Origin of the sequence: Dyella telluris (assembly GCF_014297575.1) — a bacterium.
Taxonomy (GTDB): domain Bacteria; phylum Pseudomonadota; class Gammaproteobacteria; order Xanthomonadales; family Rhodanobacteraceae; genus Dyella; species Dyella telluris.
The window spans coordinates 4645663-4667432 of sequence record NZ_CP060412.1 but is presented as its reverse complement, the minus strand read 5'-3'; the positions used below and the strand labels follow the sequence as shown (position 1 = coordinate 4667432).

The following is a 21770-nucleotide window of genomic DNA, read 5'->3' as shown; positions in this document are numbered from 1 at the left end:
TTTACGGGAACATCCAGCGTGATGCGACGGCCAGGTCTTGATCTTAAAGGCCTGGTGCCGCCCCATCGTGCGCAAATCTTGCTTGATGGCTGCTCAATATTGCGCAAGCGCGCTTCCGTTATTCACGCACGTTCCCACGCGGAAACTGCAATGGCGCGCGACGCCAGAGACGATTTTTTTCCAATCGGCGACGATTGGGCGCGTGCGAATCCTGCAAAAACGCACTGCCCATGCAATAGATCTTGAATGCGACCCGAGACAATACCTCTGTGTGGGCCGCGTGTTGATCGCAACGGACGGACTGCCAATGCCTTATCAAGGCTCCCGCAGTATCGCCACGCCACGATCAATACTGGCACATGACCGAGCTGGCAGGCGCCTGCGTCGACGTGATGTGGCTAGCGCCAAGAGCACTCGCCCCATGGCGGTGTGATGCCCACACTTGCCTCCCCTGTGGCCGCCGCACATCGTGCCATGGTCGGGCGAATTGTAGTCACTACCTTCCAACCACGTGGATAAAGGACCTGATCATGAAGTTGCCCATGACGTTGCTTTCGCTTGCACTCGCCGCATCCGCTGGCGGTGCTTCGGCCAACCCGCCCGCTCCAGTCAAGAACGTTGTGCTTGTGCATGGTGCGTTTGCGGACGGTTCGGGCTGGGAAGCTGTAACCAAGCTACTGGAAAAGGATGGCTTTACGGTCGCCGTGGTGCAGCAGCCTGAGACTTCATTCGAGGACGATGTAAAGGCCACGCAGCGCACGCTGGCCAGCCTTGACGGCCCCATCGTGCTCGTTGGCCACAGCTACGGAGGCTCAATCATCACCGAGGCAGGCAACGACCCGAAGGTGGTTGCGCTGGTCTATGTTTCTGCGTTCCTTCCCGACAAGGGCGAGACGACGCTTAGCCTGATCAACAAGATGCCGCCGGCATCCAAGGGTATCAAGCAGACCCCGGATGGCTACCTCTACCTGGATCCGGCCGTATTTGCCGCCGACTTCTGCGCCGACCTTCCCAAAGACAAGGCGAAATTCATGTCGCAGTCGCAAGTACTGACTGCGGCCACGGCGTTCGGCGCGGCCATTTCAACGCCTGCATGGCGGAGCAAACCGAGCTGGGGCATCGTCTCCGGCAGTGACCGTGCGATCAATCCCGATCTGGAGCGCTGGATGTACAAGCGCGCCAACAGCCAGGTAACGGAGGTCAAAGGCAGTAGCCACGCGGTCTATATGTCTCACCCGGACGTCGTGGTGCAGGTCATCGAGCGGGCGGCGAAGGGCCCCCATCAGTAATACCGAACACGAAGGCAGCCATCGCTGATGCTTAGCTCACCGCCCTCCTGCAGGAGGGCGGATTCCTTTCTGGCGCTTCGATCTACTCGCGAAGTATTTATCGGCCAGGCCGGCCGCTTTGCACCTGGTTATTCACTACATCCTCGGGAGCAAGCACGATAACCGATCGATCGGCCATGCCCCCGATCCGGGATAGATATGCCTTGTAGTGGTCGCTCGCTCGGTGTTCGATAACAGCGTCAGAATCGCGATAGCTTTCTTCGAGCACATAGCGGCCCGGGTGTTCAGCATCCCGCCATAGTTCATATTGCAGGTTGCCTGGCTCAGCCCGCGAAGGCTGAACCATGCCATGCAACAGCGCCTTGAGTTCGTCTTCGCACCCTGCCTTGGCCGTGAGCACTGCGATCGCCTTTACGCTGGCAGCCATGACGCATCTCCTTGATATGTTCGGGAAGCTCAGGATGGCATCTGGGGAAATTGCGGAAGATCCAGTGCATGCAACCAAGGCAAGCGCCGCGACGTGAACATTTCCAGCTTCGGGGCGATACCTGCGGCGTTGTCGAGGCTTCCGATCGTCACGAATACCATGCCCGGAAACCCTTCCAGGTTGCTCGTGAACAGTCGAGCTCCGCACTCTGGACAAAAGTTTCGATCAAGACCATTGCCGGAATTGGCCGTATAGTGGAAAGCCCGTGGCTTGCCGCTGGTAACCGTGAAATCGTCGGCAGGTATGGCAAAGAACGTGGCCATGGCGCCGCCACCGGCCTTCTGGCAATCCTTGCAATAGCAGTCGGCGATAAAATCGGGATCGCCGTCAAACCCAAATTGCACGTTTCCGCACGCGCACTGTCCCGTATGTTTCTTTTCCATCATCGTGTTTCCTGTCTTATGGATAGTTTGTCGTTGGCCATGCTGCGACTGAAAAGAATCAGTCGCCACCATCACCCGCAACCAGACAGATATGGCGCCACCAGCCCACTTGCGGGTTCTTGCAGGTGACGATGGAGCAAATCAAATCGCCACCACCTCCCGTTCCAACGCCTTCAGCAATGTTGCGCCAAGCAGTTGATCCGAACGTGGGTTCTGGCCTGTGATGAGCTCGCGGTCCTCAATGACATGCGGTGCGAAATCGACTGTGCCGCTGACAACCATTCCGCCCGCTGCCGTCAATGCTTCCGGCATGGTGAAATACATCTTTCCATGCAGGATCTGGTCTTCGACGTACTTCTCTTCAGACGCGTTGAAAACTGTCATCTTGTAGCCGGCGTACTGCCACCCCTTGGCCAATGCCTCCGCCTTTGCGTGGTCACCGGCCACCAGGGCGGCACGAAACTCACGAGCCATGGGGAGCGCGGCAACCACCGCGACGGGGCCATGGCATAACAGCGCGGTCGGCTTCTTCTGAGTGTGGAAGTGCCGAAGCACCTCGCCCAGCTCCGGGTCTTGCATGAGGTCAACGACCGGAGCTTGGCCGCCGGGCACGAACACTGCCGCATACGAATCCAGGCCATCATCTATGACCTGGCGTATAGTGCGCACGCGATTCATTGACGGGTCGCCCGCATAAAAAGCCTTGGCGCGTTCGAAGGCTTTCGCATCTCCGCCAAAGTGCTGGGCGGACAGTGATGCTTCGTCGATATGCGGCTTGGTTCCGTCGGGTGTCGCCAAGATTACTTCATAGCCGCCGTCGATCAGCGCCATGACAGGCACCACGGTTTCGTTGAGATATTGTCCTGTCGGCCCCGTTTTACCGCCTTGAATTTCGATGCGCGTAGCGTTGGAGCCGACTACAAGCACTTTTCCCTTTGACATATTTGCCTCCCGGCTCTGATGCGGTGAATGGATCACATGTCCCTGCACCGCACAGGCTAGAAAGCGATGCCTCGCATCGTATTGGCGGATCTTGCGCAACCATAGCCTGATCCTGCTGGACGCATCACCAGATGGGATTCGCACGTCATTCCGCAGAAAAATGGGTGATATGCCCAAACGGCCACCAGATTGCATCGATTGATGATCTAGCCGCGATAACTTGACCTAATCGCCCTGCCCTAAGCCGCCGTCGGGTAGGAAACGCCCGGCCTTGCTAACGTCCGCTTTGGGTCGAAAGCGGACCTTAGAGCTCTACGATTCAAATCGAATCGCCAAGGTATGTATCCGGCGTGCTGAACACAACAGAGCCATCTCTGTGGTCAATGAACCGGCAGATGAGGCCCACCCGACCCTGCGGCGATTTCACGCTCCAAGGCGTGCTCAGAAAGAGCTTTTCGGCCGGAAGCCGCTCGCCGTCGCCATCCAAGCACCAATCGTCGTCTTCCGAATCGATGAGCCTCGCGAGGAGTGCGTGCGACTGATCATCTAGGCGGAGACGTCCTTTCCACGGAGACTCAGTAGATGGTTCAAAAATGAAGGCGTGGCCGCGGTAATAGACTTCCATCCTTCCCCTTCCCCTTGTTCTGCTCTGTGCCCACTATGGGTCGAAAGCGGACCTTAGCGGACCTCTTTCTTCCGATAGACGACTTGCATGTCCGCAGGCGCCAACCCCTCCTTCTGCTCGGTACTGGCAGCCTTGATTCCTGGGAATTCCCCAAGGATCTCTGCCAAGGAAAGCTCACATAGCTCCGCGTCATCCGGCGTAGGTGCAGACTGTGTGTAGTAGCCGAGATCAAGCCGACACTCTGAAGCCGCCCAGCGGAATGCCGCCTCGCGAACGTTGTCCGTTCGATTCCTATCGACTATGGCATGCACCGCAGTCAGCATCTCATCGCTATCCATATCGCCCCCTTTTCCAGTCACCCATTAGGTCCGCTATGGGTCGGAAGCGGACCTTCCGGTGGCCACCTATTCCTCACGCTTAGATGGCACCGCATCTTCGCCGAAATGCATCTCTATAGCTGTGCGTACCAGGCCAGGGTAGGCGAACCAATATTGGCGTCTCGTGGCATCCGACACGAAATCCGCACCGTAATCGTCGATAGCAAGTCGGCGTTCGAACTCTGACAACGGGGCTCGATCAAACCTGAGCAGCGCACGCCTATAGCGGGTCATCAGGCGCTTGAAATCCCCAGCGCAGCTAATTCCGAGCGCCCTCAGTTCTGGGACCAATTCATCGAATGAGCCGCTCCCGTAGTCGTTCCTACGGGGAAACAGGTCCGACATGGTGCGGTGTATGGCCGACCCGGTCAGGGGCCTTTCGTATGCAATCCGTCTGGCCGGCAATCGATTCGCCATTTCTCCTCACATGGAACTGTCCGCTTCGGGTCGAAAGCGGACCTTATAGCCAGACTCACGGTGCCTGAAACCACTGCTCCATGGATCGCACCGACGTGGGATCGGGCAGGCCAACCTTGCCTGCTCCGACCACTTCAAGCCCAACGATTTGCCCATCAGTACACCAGACGATGATATCGATGGTCACGCCATTCCATGTGCCACATGCCTCGGCGGCAATGCTCCCTTTGGCGGCATCGCCCTTTGGACCGAACCAGACCGTCGCGCAGCCACATTTGCATGTTGCGGTCACGCTGAGTTGCCTTATCGAGGCGACCGTTTCTGGCGACAAGTTGCCGACGGCCCCAATCCGGACGGCATTTTCCAGAACCGTTGCTTCAATGCTTGATATAGGTCGAGTCACGGCCATTCCGGTCAAAGAAGCAAAAAACTACTAGCCAGGGTTATGTCCGCTTCGGGTCGGAAGCGGACATTCATCACTTCACTGAGATGTGCTCTTCAGCGCTTCCTATTGATGGAATAACCGGTTATTCCGCAGAAATAGTTGAACCCTGCTGCCCTGATGCGCTTGAAGGCCTTGGGCTTGACGACCCTGGACACAACTTTTGGCGTGAGCCAGATCAAGAGCATCAGTCCAGCCAGATAGAGACCAGCCGAAAGCCAAGGTAATGGTGCCAGCATCCAGCCCACTGCGACGCCAACCAAAAATAGCAAGACAGGCGTCACGTATAGAGAAGCGAGCAAGACGTATACGCAAGGCTTCCAGCTCCGTTGCGAAGCCTCGATCATCTCGTCTGCTTTCGCTTCGGGAAGTTCCATGAAACGGCGGCGAACGGCAAATGGAAATTTTGCACTCATGATGACGACGCCCCGGCCCCTGATGAAGAGATATAGACATCCGATTCGCCATGTCCGCTTTGGGTCGAAAGCGGACGTTTCGAAGCGACTCGATTATTGCCCCGGCGGCCAATTGATCCATAGCTCGGAACCATCCACTGCATCCAACGTGTCCAGTTGGTCACCAACCAGGACGCCCAACGTCGTCGCTTCCGTGAAGCACTTAGTGAACGGCGACACGCCTAGGGCGGTTAACGTGCGCCGCTCGCCCGTCGTCAGAATGAGGTCAAACACGTCACCCTTACAAAGAACCGCATCTGTTTGCTCGGTGCGACCGACGAGCACAGCGCCTTGCCCGGGGATCTCAATGGCATATCCGATATCGAGCAGCTTCTGCATAGAAATGACCTTTTAGACCTCGGATCCGAAGTGTCTGCTATGGGTCGAAAGCGGACATTCCATTACCGCCGTATATCTCCGACTAGCTCAACTTTCGACGCAACGCTTATGCCCTGCTGCGACCGCCACCTCATTTGGCAGGTAGCCACGGACGCCGCATGCGCTCGCGGCGCCATCCATGTGATATGCCAAGGAGTAGCCGTCTCGACCCCTTCGAATCGCGACCGTAGCGTAGTCCTTGGGGTCATGAAAGCCGTCGGCATCCTTGATGGAAATCGTCGTGACCGCAAGGCTTGAAGCCCATTCCGCCTTCAAGAACCGCGAAGCATCACGCCCGTCCCGAAAGGCCTGCAACTGGCAGTCCCCGGAGCCGGTTTGGTCAGCGCTCTCGAACCGAAATCCCGTGACCGTTGGGCCAACCAGGTACAGGTGAAGCGCGTAATTCGGCCCTTTCGCACTTCCCTCGCATGACAACTCGGTTGACTGAGCGATGCCGGAAAAAGACAGGGCCAGGAACATAGCTACGCCCAGCGAGAGCAGGGCTGAGTTGTTAAGCCCAATTGCGTATTTGGGTGTCCGCACTTGCCACCTCGTTGGTTCGCCAAATTGCCAATATTTGTCGCACGTCAACTGTCCGCTTCGGGTCGAAAGCGGACATCCTCTAGCCCAGATCAAACAAACGTGGAAACCAGTAGAAGGCCCCGCCGCAGCGGGGCTCCATTACGACCACAGAGAGCCAGGGGTCAGCCGGGATTGGTGATCACAATGCCGCAGTTCGGGTTGCCACAGCCTCCGGAGCTCGTCAGCACCCAGCCACCGCTGCTCTCACCGCTGGTAGTCGTTATCGTCCATGTGTAGGTCCAGACCTGCTCGCCCCCATTGGGAATCTTGTTGGTAATGGTGATCGTCTGCCCCGGTGTACCCGTCTGCGGCAACACCACTGGCGATGGATCGGTCGTCGCGGCCGGGGCAGATAGGGCGGTGATACCGGACATAGTGGGCGCGGCCTGTGCGCTCGAGCTGCCCGAGGACGTCGTCACGGTGATGGTGCCAATGCCATGCACTACCTGGGCAATGTCCGGTCTAGTCTGCTGCTGTTGGATCCACGCGGCCCAACCGTTGTAGGAGGTCGAGCCAGGCGTGAGCTGCACCGTACTTACTGAGGAGCTATTGAGGACTTGGTCGCGGATCGCGGTTCCCGCCAAGGCGGCCATGGGAACGAGCGTGGCCAGAACGGCGACAGCCAAAACGTTGTGTGTCGGTTTCATGCAATTCCCTTTACAAGTTGGGTGGGTCAAACACGCACACCGGGTCGCCACTTCGCCAATCCAATAGACGTGGCAATAGGTGCTGCGGCAGGTTATCGTCAGTTTTGTGCAAGACAAATGAAGGCCTGGGGGCCACCTCCAAGTGCCTGCCGGCCACGGGTGAACCCTGCGAATGCCCCTCCAGAGAGCACCTCGCCCACTTGAGCTCGTTTCCCCCAATGGCCCGGTTACAAGAAATCTAGGGCTGGCCGCCGCCCGGCGGTCCGCGGCACACATTTAACGAAAGCATTGCAAATGAGATCTATTCGCATTTATGATGCGCCGCACTAAGAGCTTGCCCAGCGCAGGCCCCTACTCGTCTTTCTTGGAAAATCTCCTCATGTCCCAAGCTTTCCGTCGCGCGCAAGCCATGCGTGCCTCGCGTCTGTCTGTGCTCGCCATCAGCTTGATGCTTGCAATGCAGGTCTATGCTCAGTCCACGGACGACGCTTCTACCAAGAGCACGACCGCGACGGCCGACAAGACCAAAGCTAAGGTCGCCGATCTTGGTGTGGTGCGGGTCGTCGCCCAGCGCGCCGACCGCGTCAGCAATGGCGCCACCAACCTTGATCTGGACATCAAGGACACGCCGCAGTCGATCAGCGTGGTGGACAGCGTGCAGATGCGCGATTTCGGTGCCAACAACGTCAATGATGCGTTGCGTCTGACCACTGGCATCAACGTCGAGCAGTGGGAAACCGACCGCAGCAACTACACGGCGCGTGGTTTCGACATCGAGAACACCCAGATCGACGGCGTCGGCATGCCGAACGGCTGGGGCATCGTGACCGGCGCGCTCGATTCCTACGGCTACGACAAGATCGAAGTCATCCGTGGCGCGAACGGCCTGCTGACCGGCGTCGGCAATGCGTCGGGCACGATCAACTACGTACGCAAGCGTCCGACCAATGAGGCGCAGGGCGAAGTAGGGATCACCTACGGTTCGTGGGGCAGCACGCGCGAACAGCTGGACTACTCCACGCCGTTCACCGCCAGCGGCAGCTGGGCCGGGCGAATCATCGCGGTGCACGAGGACGATGGTTCATACCTGCGCGGCCTCGACAACAAGCGCGACTACCTCTACGGCGTCGTCGATGGCCAGGTTGGCGACAAAGGTACGCTGACCCTCGGCTACAGCTATCAGAAGGCCAAGACCAACGGCAACATGTGGGGCGCGTTGACCTACAACCTGGTCGACGGCAGCCAGATCGGCTGGAACCGCAGCGCGTCGACGGGGCAGGACTGGACGTTCTGGAACACGCAGAACAACGACGCCTTCATCGAATACAGCTACGCGCTCTCCGACAACTGGCAAGTAAAGGCCACGTACAACTACCAGCGCGTCGAAGAAGACGATCTGCTGCTTGACGCGTACACCACGACGGGCCTTGATCCGCGGACCCACCAGGGTCTCGTCGGTTGGGCGTACCGCGGTTACGACACCACCACCGAGCAGATGGGTAACGTCAGCGTCAACGGCCATTTCGATTGGCTCGGCCACGATCAGGAAGTGATGTTTGGCGTCAGCAGCGCCTATAGCAACTATCCTCAATACGAGTACCCGATCGATTCCAGCGAGCCGGCATTCGGTGAACTGCCGGGCTTTCCCTATGCCGGTGACGCCATTCCCAAGCCGACGTGGGGCGACCGGACCTTGGACGACACGCTCAGCCAGCATCTCCAGCGCGTCTTCGGCGCGACGCGTCTGACCTTCACCGATAAGTTGAAAGCCGTTATCGGTTTCAACTACGCCGATTTCAGTCGTAACGACACCACCTCGGGCTCGCAGAGCCAGACCAAGCTCAGCCCTTACGGAGGCTTGACCTACGACTTCACCGACCATGTGCTCGGCTACGTCAGCTATTCGGATATTTTCCAGCCGCAGGATTACTACGACGTCAATCACGTCTATCTCAAGCCGACCAAGGGCGAGAACTACGAAGCCGGCGTGAAAGCCGACTGGTTTGACAAGCGCCTGTTGACCACGCTGGCTGTGTTCGACGCCAAGCAGAAGAACCTGGGCACCTATGCCGGCATGGACCTGGACACGTTCCAGTACTACTACGTCGGCGAAGATGTGGAATCGAAGGGTTGGGAATTTGAGGCCACTGGCAAGATCAACGATTACGTCGACCTCGTGCTGGGCTACACGCATCTGACGCTGGACGGCGACAAGACCCTGCTGACCACCGTCGATGGCCGCGTCAATCCGTGGATTCCGCGCAACACCGCCAACTTCCTGTTGAGCGCCCACATGCCTGGCTACGAAGCACTCTCATTCGGTGCCGGCGGCAACTGGCGCGACAAGACCGCCAATCTGGACAGCTATACGGGTTTTGCGGTTCGCCAGGGCGCCTACGCGGTATACAACGTCTTTGCCGCGTGGGACGTGGTCAAGAACGTCACCCTGCGCGCAAACATTAACAACGTCGCCGACAAGAAATACATCGGCAGCCTCTACGAGATCGGATACTACGGCGCGCCGCGCAACGCCTCGGTGAGCCTCAACTGGAAGTTCTGAGCGTTCAACAATGAGCAAACAGGCTTTCTGATGGCTCACGACGGCTCGCGGAGTGAAATATGAACTCCGCGAGCCGGCAGCGCTTGCAGGCAGCACATCGCCTTGCCAGGCTGGTGTCAGCGATGCAGTCGCGCGATGAGCCGCCTGCTTATCGGCGGCCAGCCGATCATGCAAGGTCTCGGCAAACCTCGAATAGCAATTCGCGCACCCAGCGATGCCCCTGATCGCGATGTGTTCGTTCGTGCCAAGCCACTGTCTTGGTGAAACCAGGTATCTCCAGTGGCGGATCGAACACCGCCAGTCCTTTTCTGCCTTTGACCAGGCGCTCAGGGACGACCGCCATTAGATCGCTTTCTCTCAAAATCTTTGGAAGTACAAGAAAGCTGGTCACGGACACTGTGACCCGCCGTTTGAGCCCTATGGCTGCAAGCGCTTCGTCCGTGACGCCTCGAAAACTTCCACCGGCGTAAGACACCAACGCATGATCGAGCGCGCAGAATTTCTTTATCGAGAGCCGCTTGCTTGTTGCGCCAGGATGGTTCTGGCGCATCACGCACACGTAGCGTTCGTCAAAGAGGTGCCTCGCATGCAAATCCGGCGGCGTACTTTCAGGCGTAACGAGCGCCAAATGAATATCGCCGCGCTCTAGTTGGGTGTGGAGCCGTGGATCCTGGACCGGCACCACGGCGACGCGGATACCTGGCGCCCTCCGGCGAAGTTCTGCAAGAAACGGCGTCACCACCACCTGTAGTGCATAGTCGGTCGCTGCGATGTTCAAGACCATGTCGGCGCGTGCCGGATCGAAGGCGGCCGGCCGGAGAAGCGTCTCGATGTCGCCAAGAATTTGCTTGACTGGGCCGGCCAACTCGAGCGCTCGGAGGGTCGGTGCTATCCCTCGTTGCGTTCGTATAAATAGCGGGTCGTCGAGACTTTCACGCAATCGCGTCAGCATGCCGCTGACGGCAGGCTGCGTGAGCGACAGGCGTTCCGCCGCACGCGTGACATTGCGTTCGTCCAGCAACGCATCGAGTGCTTTCAGTAAATTCAGATCAATCGTTCTGATATCAGAAGACATGATGACAAGAATTGCCTAATACGATTGGACTTATTTCATCCTAACGCTGAAAGTGACTGTCTTCCAGGGCCGACAGGCCTCTTAAGCAGGTGCTTTCATGAATGAGATTCGCTGGCCCGAGGGTTACGTGCCGGGCTTCACCGACAACTTCTGCTCCAACGAAGTGATTGTGGCCGGGCTGACCGCGTCTGACGTGTGGCCGCTACTGAGCGTTCCGTCGGCCTGGTCCACCTATTACGGCAACTCCGCCAACGTGCGCTTTTACGATCAGGCCGGCCCCGAACTCGCCGACGGGGTGCGCTTCTACTTCGAAACCTTTGGCTTTCCGGTGGAATCGCAGTGCACCGAATTCGTCCCGCCTACGAATGGTCAGCCGGGTCGCGTCGCGTGGCATGGCTGGGCCGGCGAAGGCGACACCCGTCTGGACGTGCACCACGCCTGGCTGGTGGAGAACCTCGACGGTGGTCGCGTGCGCATCCTTACCCAGGAGACGCAGAACGGTCGCCCCGCGCAGGAGCTGGCGCGCACCGTCCCCAACCCCATGATCAACGGTCATCAGGACTGGCTGGACGGCCTCGTCGACGCCGCCCGCAAGGCCACATCGTAACTGCCCCCAAGAGACAGAGCGCAACCATGACGCATGCCATCAAGATCCTGATGATCCTTACCTCGCAGGCCACCAGGGGCGCCGACCCGCGTCCAACTGGCGTGTGGTTCGAGGAAGTCTCCACGCCGTATTACGCCTTTATCGATGCCGGCGCCCACGTAGACATCGCCTCCATCACTGGTGGTCAGATCCCGGTGGATCCGCACTCGCAGCAGGCGGAGGGCAAGAACCCGGCCAGCGTGGAGCGCTTTCTCAAGGACCCGGCGGCCATGGCCAAGCTGCAAAGCTCGCTGAAGATCGACCACGTGAGTGCAGATGGCTATACGGCGATCTTCCTGCCTGGCGGGCACGGCACCATGTGGGACCTCCCGCAGAGCACTACCCTGGCCAGCCTCCTTTCCAGCGCTTGGGCCAAGGGCAAGGTGGTATCGGCGGTGTGCCACGGACCGGCAGGCCTCATCAACGTGCGCGACATCAACGGTCAGCCATTGGTGGCCGGTCGCCGCGTCAGCGCCTTCACCAACACCGAAGAAGATGCTGCGGGCCTCAGTGCCACGGTGCCTTTCTTGCTGGAAACCCGCCTGCGGCAACTCGGGGCCCACTACGAGCGCGGCGACGATTTCCAGCCGTTCGCCGTGCGCGACGGCAAGTTGGTCTCCGGCCAGAACCCTGCCTCGTCCGAGGAAGTAGCTCGTCTGGTGCTGCAGGCGGCCGCCGAATAGCAACCGAAACCATCCTTTCGCGCCCCGGTGCCGCCACGTGCGGCGCCGGGGCCGTACGTGTTACTTCAGTCAAGAGAATCCCGATGTCGGCTTTGTTCACACCGTTCAAACTCAAAGACGTCACCCTGCGCAATCGCATCGCGGTGCCGCCTATGTGCCAATACAGCGCCGAGGATGGCGTCACGACGAACTGGCACCAAGTGCACTACCCCTCTATTGCACGCGGCGGCGCCGGTCTGGTGATCGTGGAAGCCACCGGCGTGTCCCCCGAGGGTCGCATCACCCCGGGCTGCACCGGTCTATGGAATGACACCCAAGCCGAAGGCATGGCGCGCATCGCTGCCGGAATTGCTGCTGCCGGTGCCGTGCCCGGTATCCAGATCGGCCATGCCGGCCGCAAGGCAAGCGCCAATCTCCCATGGGAAGGGGATGATCATATTCCCGAGGGCGACCCGCGCGCATGGCAGCCGTTGGCGCCTTCCGCTATTGCCTTTGGTGGCGGCCTCGGTCGCGTGCCCAAGGCGATGACGCTCGACGATATCGCCAAGGTCAAGACCGACTTCGTCGCCGCCGCGCGCCGTGCCCGCGACGCTGGCTTCCAGTGGCTGGAGCTCCACTTCGCGCATGGCTACCTGGCGCAAAGCTTCTTCTCGCCGTACAGCAACCAGCGCACCGACGAGTACGGCGGTAGCTTCGACAATCGTGGAAGGTTCCTGCTCGAAACGCTGGCCGCCGTCCGCGAGGTGTGGCCAGAAAATCTGCCGCTCACCGCTCGTTTTGGGGTGATCGAATACGACGGCAACGACGAGGCGACGCTCACCGAGTCGATTGCGTTAGTGCGACGTATGCACGCCTTGGGAATCGACTTACTCAACGTCAGCATGAACTTTGTCATTCCGGGCGTAAAAGTGCCCTGGGGTACCGAAGCCTTCCTTGCGCCCATTGCCGAACGTGTCCGACGCGAAGCAAAGTTGCCGGTGGCCTCGGGCTGGTGCATTGACGGTCCGCACGTCGCCGAGCGCGTCATCTCCAATCAGCAGATGGATGTGGTGATGATGGGACGTGCCCACCTGGCCGATCCTCACTACCCCTATCAAATCGCTCAAGCGCTCGCTCAGGCAGAGCCCGTCAAGGTACTGCCTACTCCGTACGCGTACTGGCTATCCCGTTACAAAGGCCCGGGCACCGCATCGGCCCAGTGACGCACGGCCGGCGCCAGGCGCAAATGTCGCATTCGAAGAGGAGGCGCCCCTTAGGTCGCCTATCTTTTGGCTGAGCAAGGACGCTCCAGCCAGATTGTCCAAGACGAAGTCAGCGGGTGCTTTTCCAACCGGCAGCAAAGAACTTTGTGGAATCAAGGGTGAAGGCATTGGGGTCGCTACTGTGACGCCCGCTCTCGACCGATAGCGGACGTCGCGGCAGGCGATGATCGCTGAATCTGGGAGGGGCCATGAAGTACAGCGACGAGCAACTCGTTCTGGCAGGGGACGTGGTTCAGATTGCCGGAAAGTACCGAGGTACGGTGATCGCAGCCATCGATGACAAGAGCTATCTGCCGGGCGGCGAGGATTGGGAGTACCTAGGGAGGGGAGCGATGATCAAAACGGATTTCGGCGGCCTCGTGCACTATCCGGAGGACGACGGTGACCTGGTACTTGTTCGACGCGGCGTCTCACCTTGATAAGAATCGACCCTTAACCGTATCGTCGCCAGGCGGCGCCGGCCCGATGGCGTATCGCCAACGCCACGCACCATAGTTGCGATCGCAAAAATACGCGCTCGCTGGCTGACTAACGTTATGGCTGAGTAGCGACGCGCTGACCTGCCCCTCGACGGAAAACTTAACGGGTTCCGCTTCCAACCAGTGGCAAAGGACTTTGTCGAAATCGAACGCGAAACCATGCACCGCCGCCCGCAGCTTCGGTCACATCGATGCGTCCGCCATGAAGAGTCACAATCTCGCGCACCAGATGCAGGCCTAGACCCGCGCCAATTGCGCTTTGGCGCAACCGATGGAATGGCTCAAAAATTCGCGACCGATCCTCTGGAGGGATCCCAGGGCCTTCGTCGCGAACACCGAGAGTTCCGGACGTTTCGACGTCGACCGATATCAAGCCCTTTCCGCCACCATGGGCGACAGCATTCTGAATCAAGTTAGTTAGAACGCGACTGAGGGCCAAGCTGTCGCCGGCAATCATCACCGGCTTCTCTGGCGCATTCAATGCGATCTCATAACCAGCATCAACCACCAACGGTGCTACATCACTCGTTACTTCGCGGGCCAACGCGGCGAGATCGATAGCGATGAAAGCGCTGTGCTGTTTACCTAGCCGCTGGAGATCGAGCAACTGTTCACCGAGATTAGCCAAGCGAGCAACATCACCCCGCAAGCGAAGGCGAGTAACACCCGTAGTCAGTGTCTCGATCCTGGCGTCGAGTACAGCGATGGGCATGCGAAGCTCGTGCGCTGCGCTAGCTAGGAACCGATCCCGGGCATCGTAGCCCTCTTGCAGGCGCTCTAGCGCAGCATTGAAAGACTGAACTAGTGGCCGAAGCTCCAAAGGAACCGCCTTGTCCTCCAACCGCATGCCACGTTCGTCGATGTCGATCATCTGCGATTGGTTCGCTACATCCTGCACGCCCGAAATAGCTCGCCTTACAAGCCACGGCAACACGACAAACGTGACGACGACCAGCGGCAGTAGGATCGGCCAAAGTATGTAGTGCGCGATAAAGAGAAGCATCGCGCCCAGGCTTCCCGTCGCTGCGCCACCGGCCATAACGAGAACGGGACCCACCGTCGCTCTAACTCGCTCCGTTCGCATGGTCAACGCATAGGGTGCCGATCTGTCGTGAATATCAGCATGCTGCAGGTGGGGAAGAGCGGCCACCAGCGACCGATAGGCGTCCGGCATATCTCCGTAGACCAAACGCTGGCCTTTTTCGTCTTCGACAACAAACCAAAGCGCGGGGAACGACTTCGCGGTTTCTTCAAATTTGTTTGTCGGTACGAGTTTCAGCTGCCCATGATCACCGGTATGCAGCGAATCCGCGATAATGGACGTGATCTGATCGTCCATGTACGAAACGTCGTCTCGGTACATCAGGTAAGTAAATGTCACGATCGCGCTAGCCACGATGGCGATCTGCACAAGGATCACCCGCCAAACGAGCTGAGTGGCGAGCGACCGTCCTTTCTTAGCCATTTAGGCGCTCCTTTAGCATGTAGCCAATGCCACGAATGGCGTGGATGTCCACACGGCCGCCTGCTTCTGCAAGCGAACGACGCAACTTGGAAACGTGCGCATCCAAAGCATTGGACTGAATCTCGTCATTAAAGTCGTAGATCGCCTCCTGTATGACCTCGCGGCGCACGGTACGACCATGACGAAGGAACAACGCCTCAAGCAGTAGCAGTTGCCGGCGGGGCAGCGGCAGTACTTCTCCGTCAACGAAGGCTTCGTGTGTTTGGAAGTCGAACTGGACGTTTGCCACGACAGCGGCCGGCAACGATGATCGGGCCGGCCGACGCGACACGGCCCGCAAGCGGGCAAGCAGCTCCTCGATAGCGAAAGGCTTGACCAGGTAGTCGTCGGCACCGAGGTCGAGCCCACCCACACGGTCAGCCAATGCACTGCGGGCGGTCAGCAGAATCACGGGCATATCGCTACGAATCTTGCGAGCCGTGCTGATGAGCTGCACGCCATCGCCATCGGGCAACTGCCGATCGAGAAGTACCAGATCGTGTACGTCTTGGCGCAGCGCTGCGGTGGCAAGCGCCAAGGTCGCAACCGAGTCGGCAAGCATGCCGTGCTTTTGCAAGGCCAAGCACAATGCCTGGGCCATGTCCGGGTCGTCTTCGACCAGAAGAATTCGCATGGATTTTCAGAAATTTAACCTGCCATCGGTGGCAGCAAAAACTTTACCACCGCATTGAAAATCAAGCGGTAATGTTCAGGCAATGTAGCGTTTGCAGGATCTAGCGCCGCCCCCCCCACTCGTGGTCCTCATTCGTCATGCTCAATTGCGTCCGTCGTTCAGCCCCCTATGTGGCAGCAGTCTCCGCACTACTTCTTTGCTTTCCGGTCCTAGCCCAGACCAAGCCTGACGGCGAACCTAGCTGGACGGTCGGCATGGGCGCGGCATGGAGCCCGAGCCCCTACCGCAATTACGACAAGACTCCGTGGCCGCTCCCGCTTGTCAGCTACGAAGGAAAGTCGATCTACTTTCGCGGCATCAGCTTCGGCTACAAGTTTCTCAATAGCGATCATGATGAACTGTCGGCCGTCGTTTCTCTTCTCGGAAATCAGTTCGACCACACGGATACCACCAACCCTCAGCTGCGATTGCTTTCCGACCGTAAGCTATCGGGATTGGGTGGTGTTGCATGGCGGCATCACGATAGCTGGGGCATAGTGCAAGTCACTGCCCAGAAGGAAATCACCGGCCATGGTGGTGGCGACTCCTTCGATGCTAACTACAGCTATCCGTGGGTGCATGGCAACTGGCGTTTTGTACCCACCGTAGGCGCCACGTACATGACGGGCGAGCTCAACAACTACTACTACGGCGTAAGTGATAGCGAGGCGCTGCGCAGCGGGCTACCTTCTTACCGGCCAGGCGGCGGCACACTTCCCTACGTAGGTATTGTGGCGTCCTACAAATTCACGTCGAAGTGGAGCGTCTCGGGTGGTGCACGCTACACAGCACTGCCCAGCGCGGTGCAGGACAGCCCGATGGTCAACGGTAAGCGTGCTGAGAGCTACTTTGTTGCCTTGGGCTATACGTTCTAAGTCGTGGCCAATAGCCTAACCCGTCGAATTTTTTTGCTCGCTGATCGCCTTGAGCCAGACCGCGCGGCGGTCTGGCAGTGGTTTCATTGCACGCCAATTCGAGTGTTCGATGGCCAGACAGCGCTCGAACTAATGACCGCGGGTGAGGGTTGGCGAGTTGAAGCTTGGCTCGAGACGGTTTTGCTATCCGAAGAAGACGCCGCCTTCCCAGGGCCGATACTCTTCCGATTTGATGGGAACCAATCCTCGTGGCTGTCGCTTTAGTTCCGGGTTTTCATGGCGACTGGCCTTCCCGTGCCCAGTTCGCAAGGTCCGCTTTGGGTCGAAAGCGGACCTTAGCGGTTCAGCAGACTAGTTGCTGACCACCACACGGCCATTAGCCCGAGGGCCAACGAGAACCATGCTTGTCCCACGGTGGACCAGGAGGCTACGTCACGCTTGCAGCAGACCGCCCGAAATCTCTCCGCGCTGACATTGGCCAGAAAATAGACCACCATCAAAAGGCCGCAAAACCCGAGCAGTGCTAATTGAGGACTACCGAGGGACGGGAGATGACTTCCGTTGCGCCCGGGATTCAAAAGCAGCGCCACGATCAGAGGAACCCAAAAGAAAGACAGAGCAAACCACGTCCTGTATTGGCGCATCACCCTCCCCCCTGTTCGCCTGGCTCCCACCTACGATAGCCCACCACCGCAAGGTCCGCTTTGGGTCGGAAGCGGACATTACCGTCATAGGCGATACCGACCCATATGGCTCCTGACCAAAAAAACGTATGCACCTACCAGAGCCGGGATGGTTACCGAAGGCGATACCAGCAGAATGATGAAAGCCAATGCCGGCAGATCACTCAGCCACTTCGAAGCACAAACGAGCGCGACAAGACTGAAGAACAGTGCTGACAAGGACAGCGTCACGGACACTGGCCAAGGTATTGTCGAACTGAGCCGGCAATGCTCGCATCTCACTGAAACACGCGCCGTCGAAGGTGAAGGCATAAGGTTCCAGATCGACATCAAGGTCTTTCGCTCGCACCAGGCACATGAAACGTTTATCCCTGCTCGCACGACTCGCCCCTACGCCTTGTCACCACGCCTTCAGCTTTCAGTATGTCCGTCGTGGGTCAAAAGCAGACTGCACCCCGAGGCGATGGAAGCTCGGCCCATCAACCGTGCCCGGAACCAAACCGAGGGGAAGATGTACCGAGCTTCACTTGCCCAGAGTAAACCAATTGCCGGCTCCGGGCTGGAAGCGGACGCTAGGGCCAGTTCAGAGCTGGACTCGACATCTGTCTGTCCAAGATGGATAGGTTTCTTCGCCCTGTACCACGGGAGAGTGTAAACCTCCCACGCCCCCACCCACCCTACGGAACCAGGCGGAGCCATGGGCGAGGTGTAAACCTGGACCATGCACGCCCCAAAGACGAACTCTTCTGGTGCTGCTAGAGACACGGATCAACCCTCCAACTGCCTTGCATGCATGGTCCGGCCGAGCCACGATCAGCGCAAGGGGCGTAGCCGTCGAGGCCGTAGCGACACCAATGCCTGCCTTGGGTCGAAAGCAGGATTGTCGGTTAGCGGCCATGGGCGCGGCAGGCACCCTTCCCTAGTCAGGCCCCGGGGTAGTTTTGGGTCGAAAATGCGCACGTCGACCCGTGGCCGGGGCGCCAGATGGAGCCTCCCAGAAAGATCGTACTTACGCCGCCGGAGTCGTCAACCGACGCCGGGCCGGCGCTTGATGCGGAGTTACTTCCGACACAAGCAGACGGGATGCCCGAGCCATGGGAAGTCGCTGTCAACAGTAATGGCCATTCGGCGGCAGATCGCCGGCATTCAACTTTGGAGGCTATGGCACGAGGGATCGGGCGAGCGTCATACACGAGGGGTCACACGATCCCTCACTGCCATTTCACGCGACGCCACGAGCTCCCTAGGCCCGCTGATGCAGTCGACGGGTCGGCACGCGAACGGTGATTTCCGTGCCCAATGAACCGGTGGTCTGGATGGACAGCGTGCCACCTAAGCTGCAAATGCGCTCACGGGCGCCCTTTAACCCCCAGTGCCCGCTCTTCTCGCCGCTTGCACGAATCGATTCGTCGATTCCGTGGCCGTCATCTTTGATTGAGACTACGAAATCGCGGTTTCCATGGTTGATCGAAATCCACAAATTCTTGCCGCCGGAGTGACGCAGCGCATTGTTCGATATCTCCCGAATCACATTGGCAACCTCATGCGCAGCCAAGGAGTTCAACGACGGCTCGCCACCCGTAAGGTGGGTGTGTAGAACGATCCCCGCGGACTCACTCAGGTCGCGGACAATCTCAAGCACCTCGGCAATCGGTGAATAGGCCTCGTCATCATCGGATCGCAGTCGGGCCACCTTTGTTCGGCCATCCGAGACCGCTTGCCGCCCCCAGTCCGCAACTCGCTCAGCTTCCGTCCTCGCCCAAAGGTCACTTGTTCGATCTTTAATCGTTTCGACCCTGACGAGCATGGCCTGAACGCTCTGAAGCAAGGTGTCATGGAGATCGCGCGCAATGCGCATACGTTCGTCTTCTCGGATCCGCAGCCTGGCCGTGACTTGTCGAATGTGCAGCACGTAGCCAATGCATGCTGCGCCGACCAGCATTAGGCCGCAGAAGACTCGAAACCACCAGGTTTCATAGAAAGCGGGTTGAATATGAAACGTTAGACTCGAGTCAGCGTCATTCCAGACGCCGTTCTCATTTGCCACCCGAAGATGGAACCGGTGATCGCCCGGGCCGAGATTTGAGTAGAACGCCTCGCGTCTGCTGCCGGCCTCCTGCCAATCCCTATCCACACCCTCGAGGCGATAGAGAAATCGCCCACTTTCGGCGGCTCTCAACAGTGGTGCGTTGAAATCAATCTCGACGGATCGAGGGCGCGGAGGCAGGACCTTCACGGTCTGTTCCACGGGATACCGGACGCCATCGACAACGAGCGCCTCAATTCGCGGTCTTGGTGGCACCGTATTTGTGACCAGATCTCTAGGGTCCAGCCACGCGATACCGGATTGCGACGTAAACCAAAGGCGGCCATCGCCCCCTTGGGACAGGGAAGGCATGGGAACATCCTGAGCCGGCACACCAGGCATGCCGTCGATGGATGAGAGCCAGCGAAAGCTTAATTTGTGACTGGGGTCGCTCACCGCAGCGGTAATATCCCGGCCTGCTATCTGCGCAACGCCATCGGGCATATGAACCCAAAGTGCCCCCGAATCGTCGAACGCCAGTCCGGTAACGTCTTTGAGTGGTCTTGGTCCAGCCAGCACGAGTGCGTGGAAGTGGTCGTCTTTGAAGAAGGCCAGCCCTTCGTCGCCGCCCAGAACCAACGCGCCTTGGAACGTCGCCATTGCCTTGGGATTCCCGATGTTCAAGCCATCGGCTCGACCGTACTCGCGTCGTTCGGCTCCATTGATGACTACAAGGCGGCCCGGCTTGCGTCCCACAAAGAATCGGCCATCGGGCGCTGCAACAATCATGCTGGGAATATCAAGTTCAGGGCGTCGCTTCCATCGTCCATCCGACCACTCAAAACTACCGACAGGCAGCTGATAGAAGGCGAAGATCTGGCCATTATTCCCGCAAGCCATTTGTGTGGCGGTTACCTTAAGGGAGGACGGTGCCGGCGCAACATGCTTGGGGCCTAGATCCGTCAACTCCCACAACCCGTCCGAATATGCCAACCAACTCTTGCCAGTAGTGGCGTCGGTGCACATGCCGAAAGCGTACGCACCCACAGTCGTGGGCTTCAGCGTGGAGCCATCCCATCGCATAAGCGGTAGGCCACTGCCCACCCAGGCCTCACTCCGCGCTCCGGGCACAACTTTCGGTGATTGAAGCCCAGATGGCGCGACGACTTTAACGAGCGAGACCTGTCGAAATCGATCAACCCCATACTGCGTACCAACCCAGATGTCCCCCTCAGAATCCACGAGTGATGGCCAAACATAGTCGCCAGTAAGCCCATCCGCTTTTCCGTACGTGTCCGCCGGCGGCGACTTTTGAATGTCATCATGGGTTATAGCTTGGCCGGCAAGCCGTAACACTCCGTGCCCGAGTGAAGGCAGCCACACTCCTCCGTGTCGGTCGAATGACGGTGATACAGAGAACACGGGGACCGCCGCAAGTTCGGTTAGGTGAACGCCTTCGATCCGGAAGCGGCGGATAACACCCAGTGCTTCGCTCGCATAGAGCACATGCTCGGGTGATATTGCCATGCTGATGATGCGATGCGGTGTTTCAACGTGAACATCTTCGATATGGCAATCGTCCTCACTACACCAGTAAAGACGATCCTCCCCAGCCAGCCATATTCCCCCTTTGCCATCGACAACAGCGGCATGCACACGCCTCTGAGGCTCGTCGCGTACGACTGGAGACCATCTTCCTTGGCTCATGGCGATGAATCGATCATTACCTATTGCGTAGATCCGACCGCGATAGCCTTCAAAAATATTGCTCGTGATTGTCACTGTGTAACCGTCGGAAACGGTGTAATGCGTCAGATGCCCTCCCTTCAGAAGGCTCGCCCCTTGGAACTCATATCCCATCCAGAGGCCGCCGTCCGCGGCTGCGAAGAGGGCCGCCACCTGAGGGGATAGCAGGTGTTCCCCATGCGCTGGGCTAAATGGAACAAATCTCAGCCCATCGAATCGGACCAAACCTTGGCCCGCGCTACCCACCCAGAGATAGCCATCTCTCGTCTGGGCCATTGAAGAGACATCCGTGGGCGCACCCTGGTCCTCCGAGAATCCAGTGTGCTTGAAGTGGTCGATTCGCCAGATTGGAGGCGACGCCTCCTGGGCACAGGCTGTGAGCGACCCACCCAATAACATCGCTGCCGCCCAGATTGTCCCGAGGGCTGTCCGGCCAAACGAGGCAACATAGCGCGCCGGTCGCGCCACCGGATTGATTTGGCGCAGCAGCACTGCAGTCAATACAGCGCCCCGCTTCGCTCTGAGAACCGTCCG

The 21770-nt window shown here is 58.9% G+C and carries 22 protein-coding genes; 8 read left to right on the top strand and 14 right to left on the bottom strand.

Going from position 1 to position 21770, the window contains the following annotated elements:
- Positions 1–530 precede the first annotated feature (530 nt).
- Positions 531–1289: an alpha/beta hydrolase gene (locus H8F01_RS20340; protein WP_187056819.1), complete on the top strand. Its 759-nt coding sequence runs from the start codon at positions 531–533 to the stop codon at positions 1287–1289.
- A gap of 97 nt (positions 1290–1386) precedes the next feature.
- Here H8F01_RS20340 and H8F01_RS20335 read toward each other — a convergent pair whose 3' ends face one another.
- The 10 genes from H8F01_RS20335 to H8F01_RS20290 all read right to left on the bottom strand — a co-directional run bounded on the left by H8F01_RS20335 (position 1387) and on the right by H8F01_RS20290 (position 7024).
- Entirely contained in the window at positions 1387–1716 is a 330-nt protein-coding gene (locus H8F01_RS20335) for a putative quinol monooxygenase (protein ID WP_187056818.1), read from the bottom strand.
- Positions 1717–1745: 29 nt separating this feature from the next.
- The gene (locus H8F01_RS20330) at positions 1746–2162 is read right to left on the bottom strand and encodes a GFA family protein (RefSeq protein ID WP_222615693.1); all 417 of its coding nucleotides are present in this window, start codon (positions 2160–2162) and stop codon (positions 1746–1748) included.
- 138 nt (positions 2163–2300) lie between these two features.
- On the bottom strand, positions 2301–3200 hold the full coding sequence (locus H8F01_RS20325; protein ID WP_222615692.1) for a type 1 glutamine amidotransferase domain-containing protein: 900 nt from the start codon (positions 3198–3200) through the stop codon (positions 2301–2303).
- A gap of 220 nt (positions 3201–3420) precedes the next feature.
- On the bottom strand, positions 3421–3726 hold the full coding sequence (locus H8F01_RS20320) for a hypothetical protein (protein ID WP_187056817.1): 306 nt from the start codon (positions 3724–3726) through the stop codon (positions 3421–3423).
- A 53-nt stretch (positions 3727–3779) separates the two neighbouring features.
- Positions 3780–4064, bottom strand: a complete 285-nt coding sequence (locus H8F01_RS20315) for a hypothetical protein (protein ID WP_187056816.1) — start codon at positions 4062–4064, stop codon at positions 3780–3782.
- Positions 4065–4575: 511 nt separating this feature from the next.
- The gene (locus tag H8F01_RS20310; protein ID WP_187056815.1) at positions 4576–4923 is read right to left on the bottom strand and encodes a hypothetical protein; all 348 of its coding nucleotides are present in this window, start codon (positions 4921–4923) and stop codon (positions 4576–4578) included.
- A 95-nt stretch (positions 4924–5018) separates the two neighbouring features.
- Complete coding sequence (locus tag H8F01_RS20305) at positions 5019–5378, bottom strand: hypothetical protein (protein WP_187056814.1); 360 nt, start codon at positions 5376–5378, stop codon at positions 5019–5021.
- A 93-nt stretch (positions 5379–5471) separates the two neighbouring features.
- On the bottom strand, positions 5472–5756 hold the full coding sequence (locus tag H8F01_RS20300) for a hypothetical protein (protein WP_187056813.1): 285 nt from the start codon (positions 5754–5756) through the stop codon (positions 5472–5474).
- An 87-nt stretch (positions 5757–5843) separates the two neighbouring features.
- Positions 5844–6275 carry a hypothetical protein gene (locus H8F01_RS20295; protein WP_187056812.1) on the bottom strand — a complete coding sequence of 144 codons (432 nt, stop codon included), beginning with the start codon at positions 6273–6275 and terminating at the stop codon, positions 5844–5846.
- 224 nt (positions 6276–6499) lie between these two features.
- Positions 6500–7024, bottom strand: a complete 525-nt coding sequence (locus H8F01_RS20290) for a hypothetical protein (RefSeq protein WP_187056811.1) — start codon at positions 7022–7024, stop codon at positions 6500–6502.
- A 379-nt stretch (positions 7025–7403) separates the two neighbouring features.
- On the opposite strand from H8F01_RS20290, the gene H8F01_RS20285 reads away from it, so the two are divergent.
- The gene (locus H8F01_RS20285) at positions 7404–9584 is read left to right on the top strand and encodes a TonB-dependent siderophore receptor (protein ID WP_238481077.1); all 2181 of its coding nucleotides are present in this window, start codon (positions 7404–7406) and stop codon (positions 9582–9584) included.
- A 166-nt stretch (positions 9585–9750) separates the two neighbouring features.
- Here H8F01_RS20285 and H8F01_RS20280 read toward each other — a convergent pair whose 3' ends face one another.
- Positions 9751–10659 carry a LysR family transcriptional regulator gene (locus tag H8F01_RS20280; RefSeq protein WP_187056810.1) on the bottom strand — a complete coding sequence of 303 codons (909 nt, stop codon included), beginning with the start codon at positions 10657–10659 and terminating at the stop codon, positions 9751–9753.
- A 97-nt stretch (positions 10660–10756) separates the two neighbouring features.
- Here H8F01_RS20280 and H8F01_RS20275 point away from each other — a divergent pair, with 97 nt between their 5' ends.
- From H8F01_RS20275 to H8F01_RS20260, 4 genes are all read left to right on the top strand, one after another.
- Positions 10757–11266 carry an SRPBCC family protein gene (locus H8F01_RS20275; RefSeq protein ID WP_187056809.1) on the top strand — a complete coding sequence of 170 codons (510 nt, stop codon included), beginning with the start codon at positions 10757–10759 and terminating at the stop codon, positions 11264–11266.
- Positions 11267–11292: 26 nt separating this feature from the next.
- On the top strand, positions 11293–11988 hold the full coding sequence (locus tag H8F01_RS20270; RefSeq protein WP_187056808.1) for a type 1 glutamine amidotransferase domain-containing protein: 696 nt from the start codon (positions 11293–11295) through the stop codon (positions 11986–11988).
- An 83-nt stretch (positions 11989–12071) separates the two neighbouring features.
- A complete protein-coding gene (locus tag H8F01_RS20265; RefSeq protein ID WP_187056807.1) occupies positions 12072–13190 on the top strand; it encodes an NADH:flavin oxidoreductase/NADH oxidase in 1119 nt (372 codons plus the stop codon).
- Positions 13191–13438: 248 nt separating this feature from the next.
- Positions 13439–13669, top strand: a complete 231-nt coding sequence (locus H8F01_RS20260; RefSeq protein ID WP_187056806.1) for a hypothetical protein — start codon at positions 13439–13441, stop codon at positions 13667–13669.
- 160 nt (positions 13670–13829) lie between these two features.
- On the opposite strand, the gene H8F01_RS20255 is transcribed toward H8F01_RS20260, so the two are convergent.
- Together H8F01_RS20255 and H8F01_RS20250 are read right to left on the bottom strand one after the other, a co-directional pair.
- Positions 13830–15194 carry a sensor histidine kinase gene (locus tag H8F01_RS20255; RefSeq protein ID WP_187056805.1) on the bottom strand — a complete coding sequence of 455 codons (1365 nt, stop codon included), beginning with the start codon at positions 15192–15194 and terminating at the stop codon, positions 13830–13832.
- The gene (locus H8F01_RS20250; RefSeq protein ID WP_187056804.1) at positions 15187–15867 is read right to left on the bottom strand and encodes a response regulator; all 681 of its coding nucleotides are present in this window, start codon (positions 15865–15867) and stop codon (positions 15187–15189) included. The genes H8F01_RS20255 and H8F01_RS20250 overlap by 8 nt, the downstream gene beginning before the upstream one ends.
- A 254-nt stretch (positions 15868–16121) precedes the next feature.
- On the opposite strand from H8F01_RS20250, the gene H8F01_RS20245 reads away from it, so the two are divergent.
- Together H8F01_RS20245 and H8F01_RS20235 are read left to right on the top strand one after the other, a co-directional pair.
- Complete coding sequence (locus H8F01_RS20245) at positions 16122–16781, top strand: MipA/OmpV family protein (protein WP_187056803.1); 660 nt, start codon at positions 16122–16124, stop codon at positions 16779–16781.
- A 792-nt stretch (positions 16782–17573) separates the two neighbouring features.
- A complete protein-coding gene (locus H8F01_RS20235) occupies positions 17574–18119 on the top strand; it encodes a hypothetical protein (protein WP_187056801.1) in 546 nt (181 codons plus the stop codon).
- A gap of 588 nt (positions 18120–18707) precedes the next feature.
- Here the strand turns inward: H8F01_RS20235 and H8F01_RS20230 are convergent.
- The gene (locus H8F01_RS20230; protein ID WP_238481274.1) at positions 18708–21728 is read right to left on the bottom strand and encodes a sensor histidine kinase; all 3021 of its coding nucleotides are present in this window, start codon (positions 21726–21728) and stop codon (positions 18708–18710) included.
- Positions 21729–21770 lie beyond the last annotated feature (42 nt).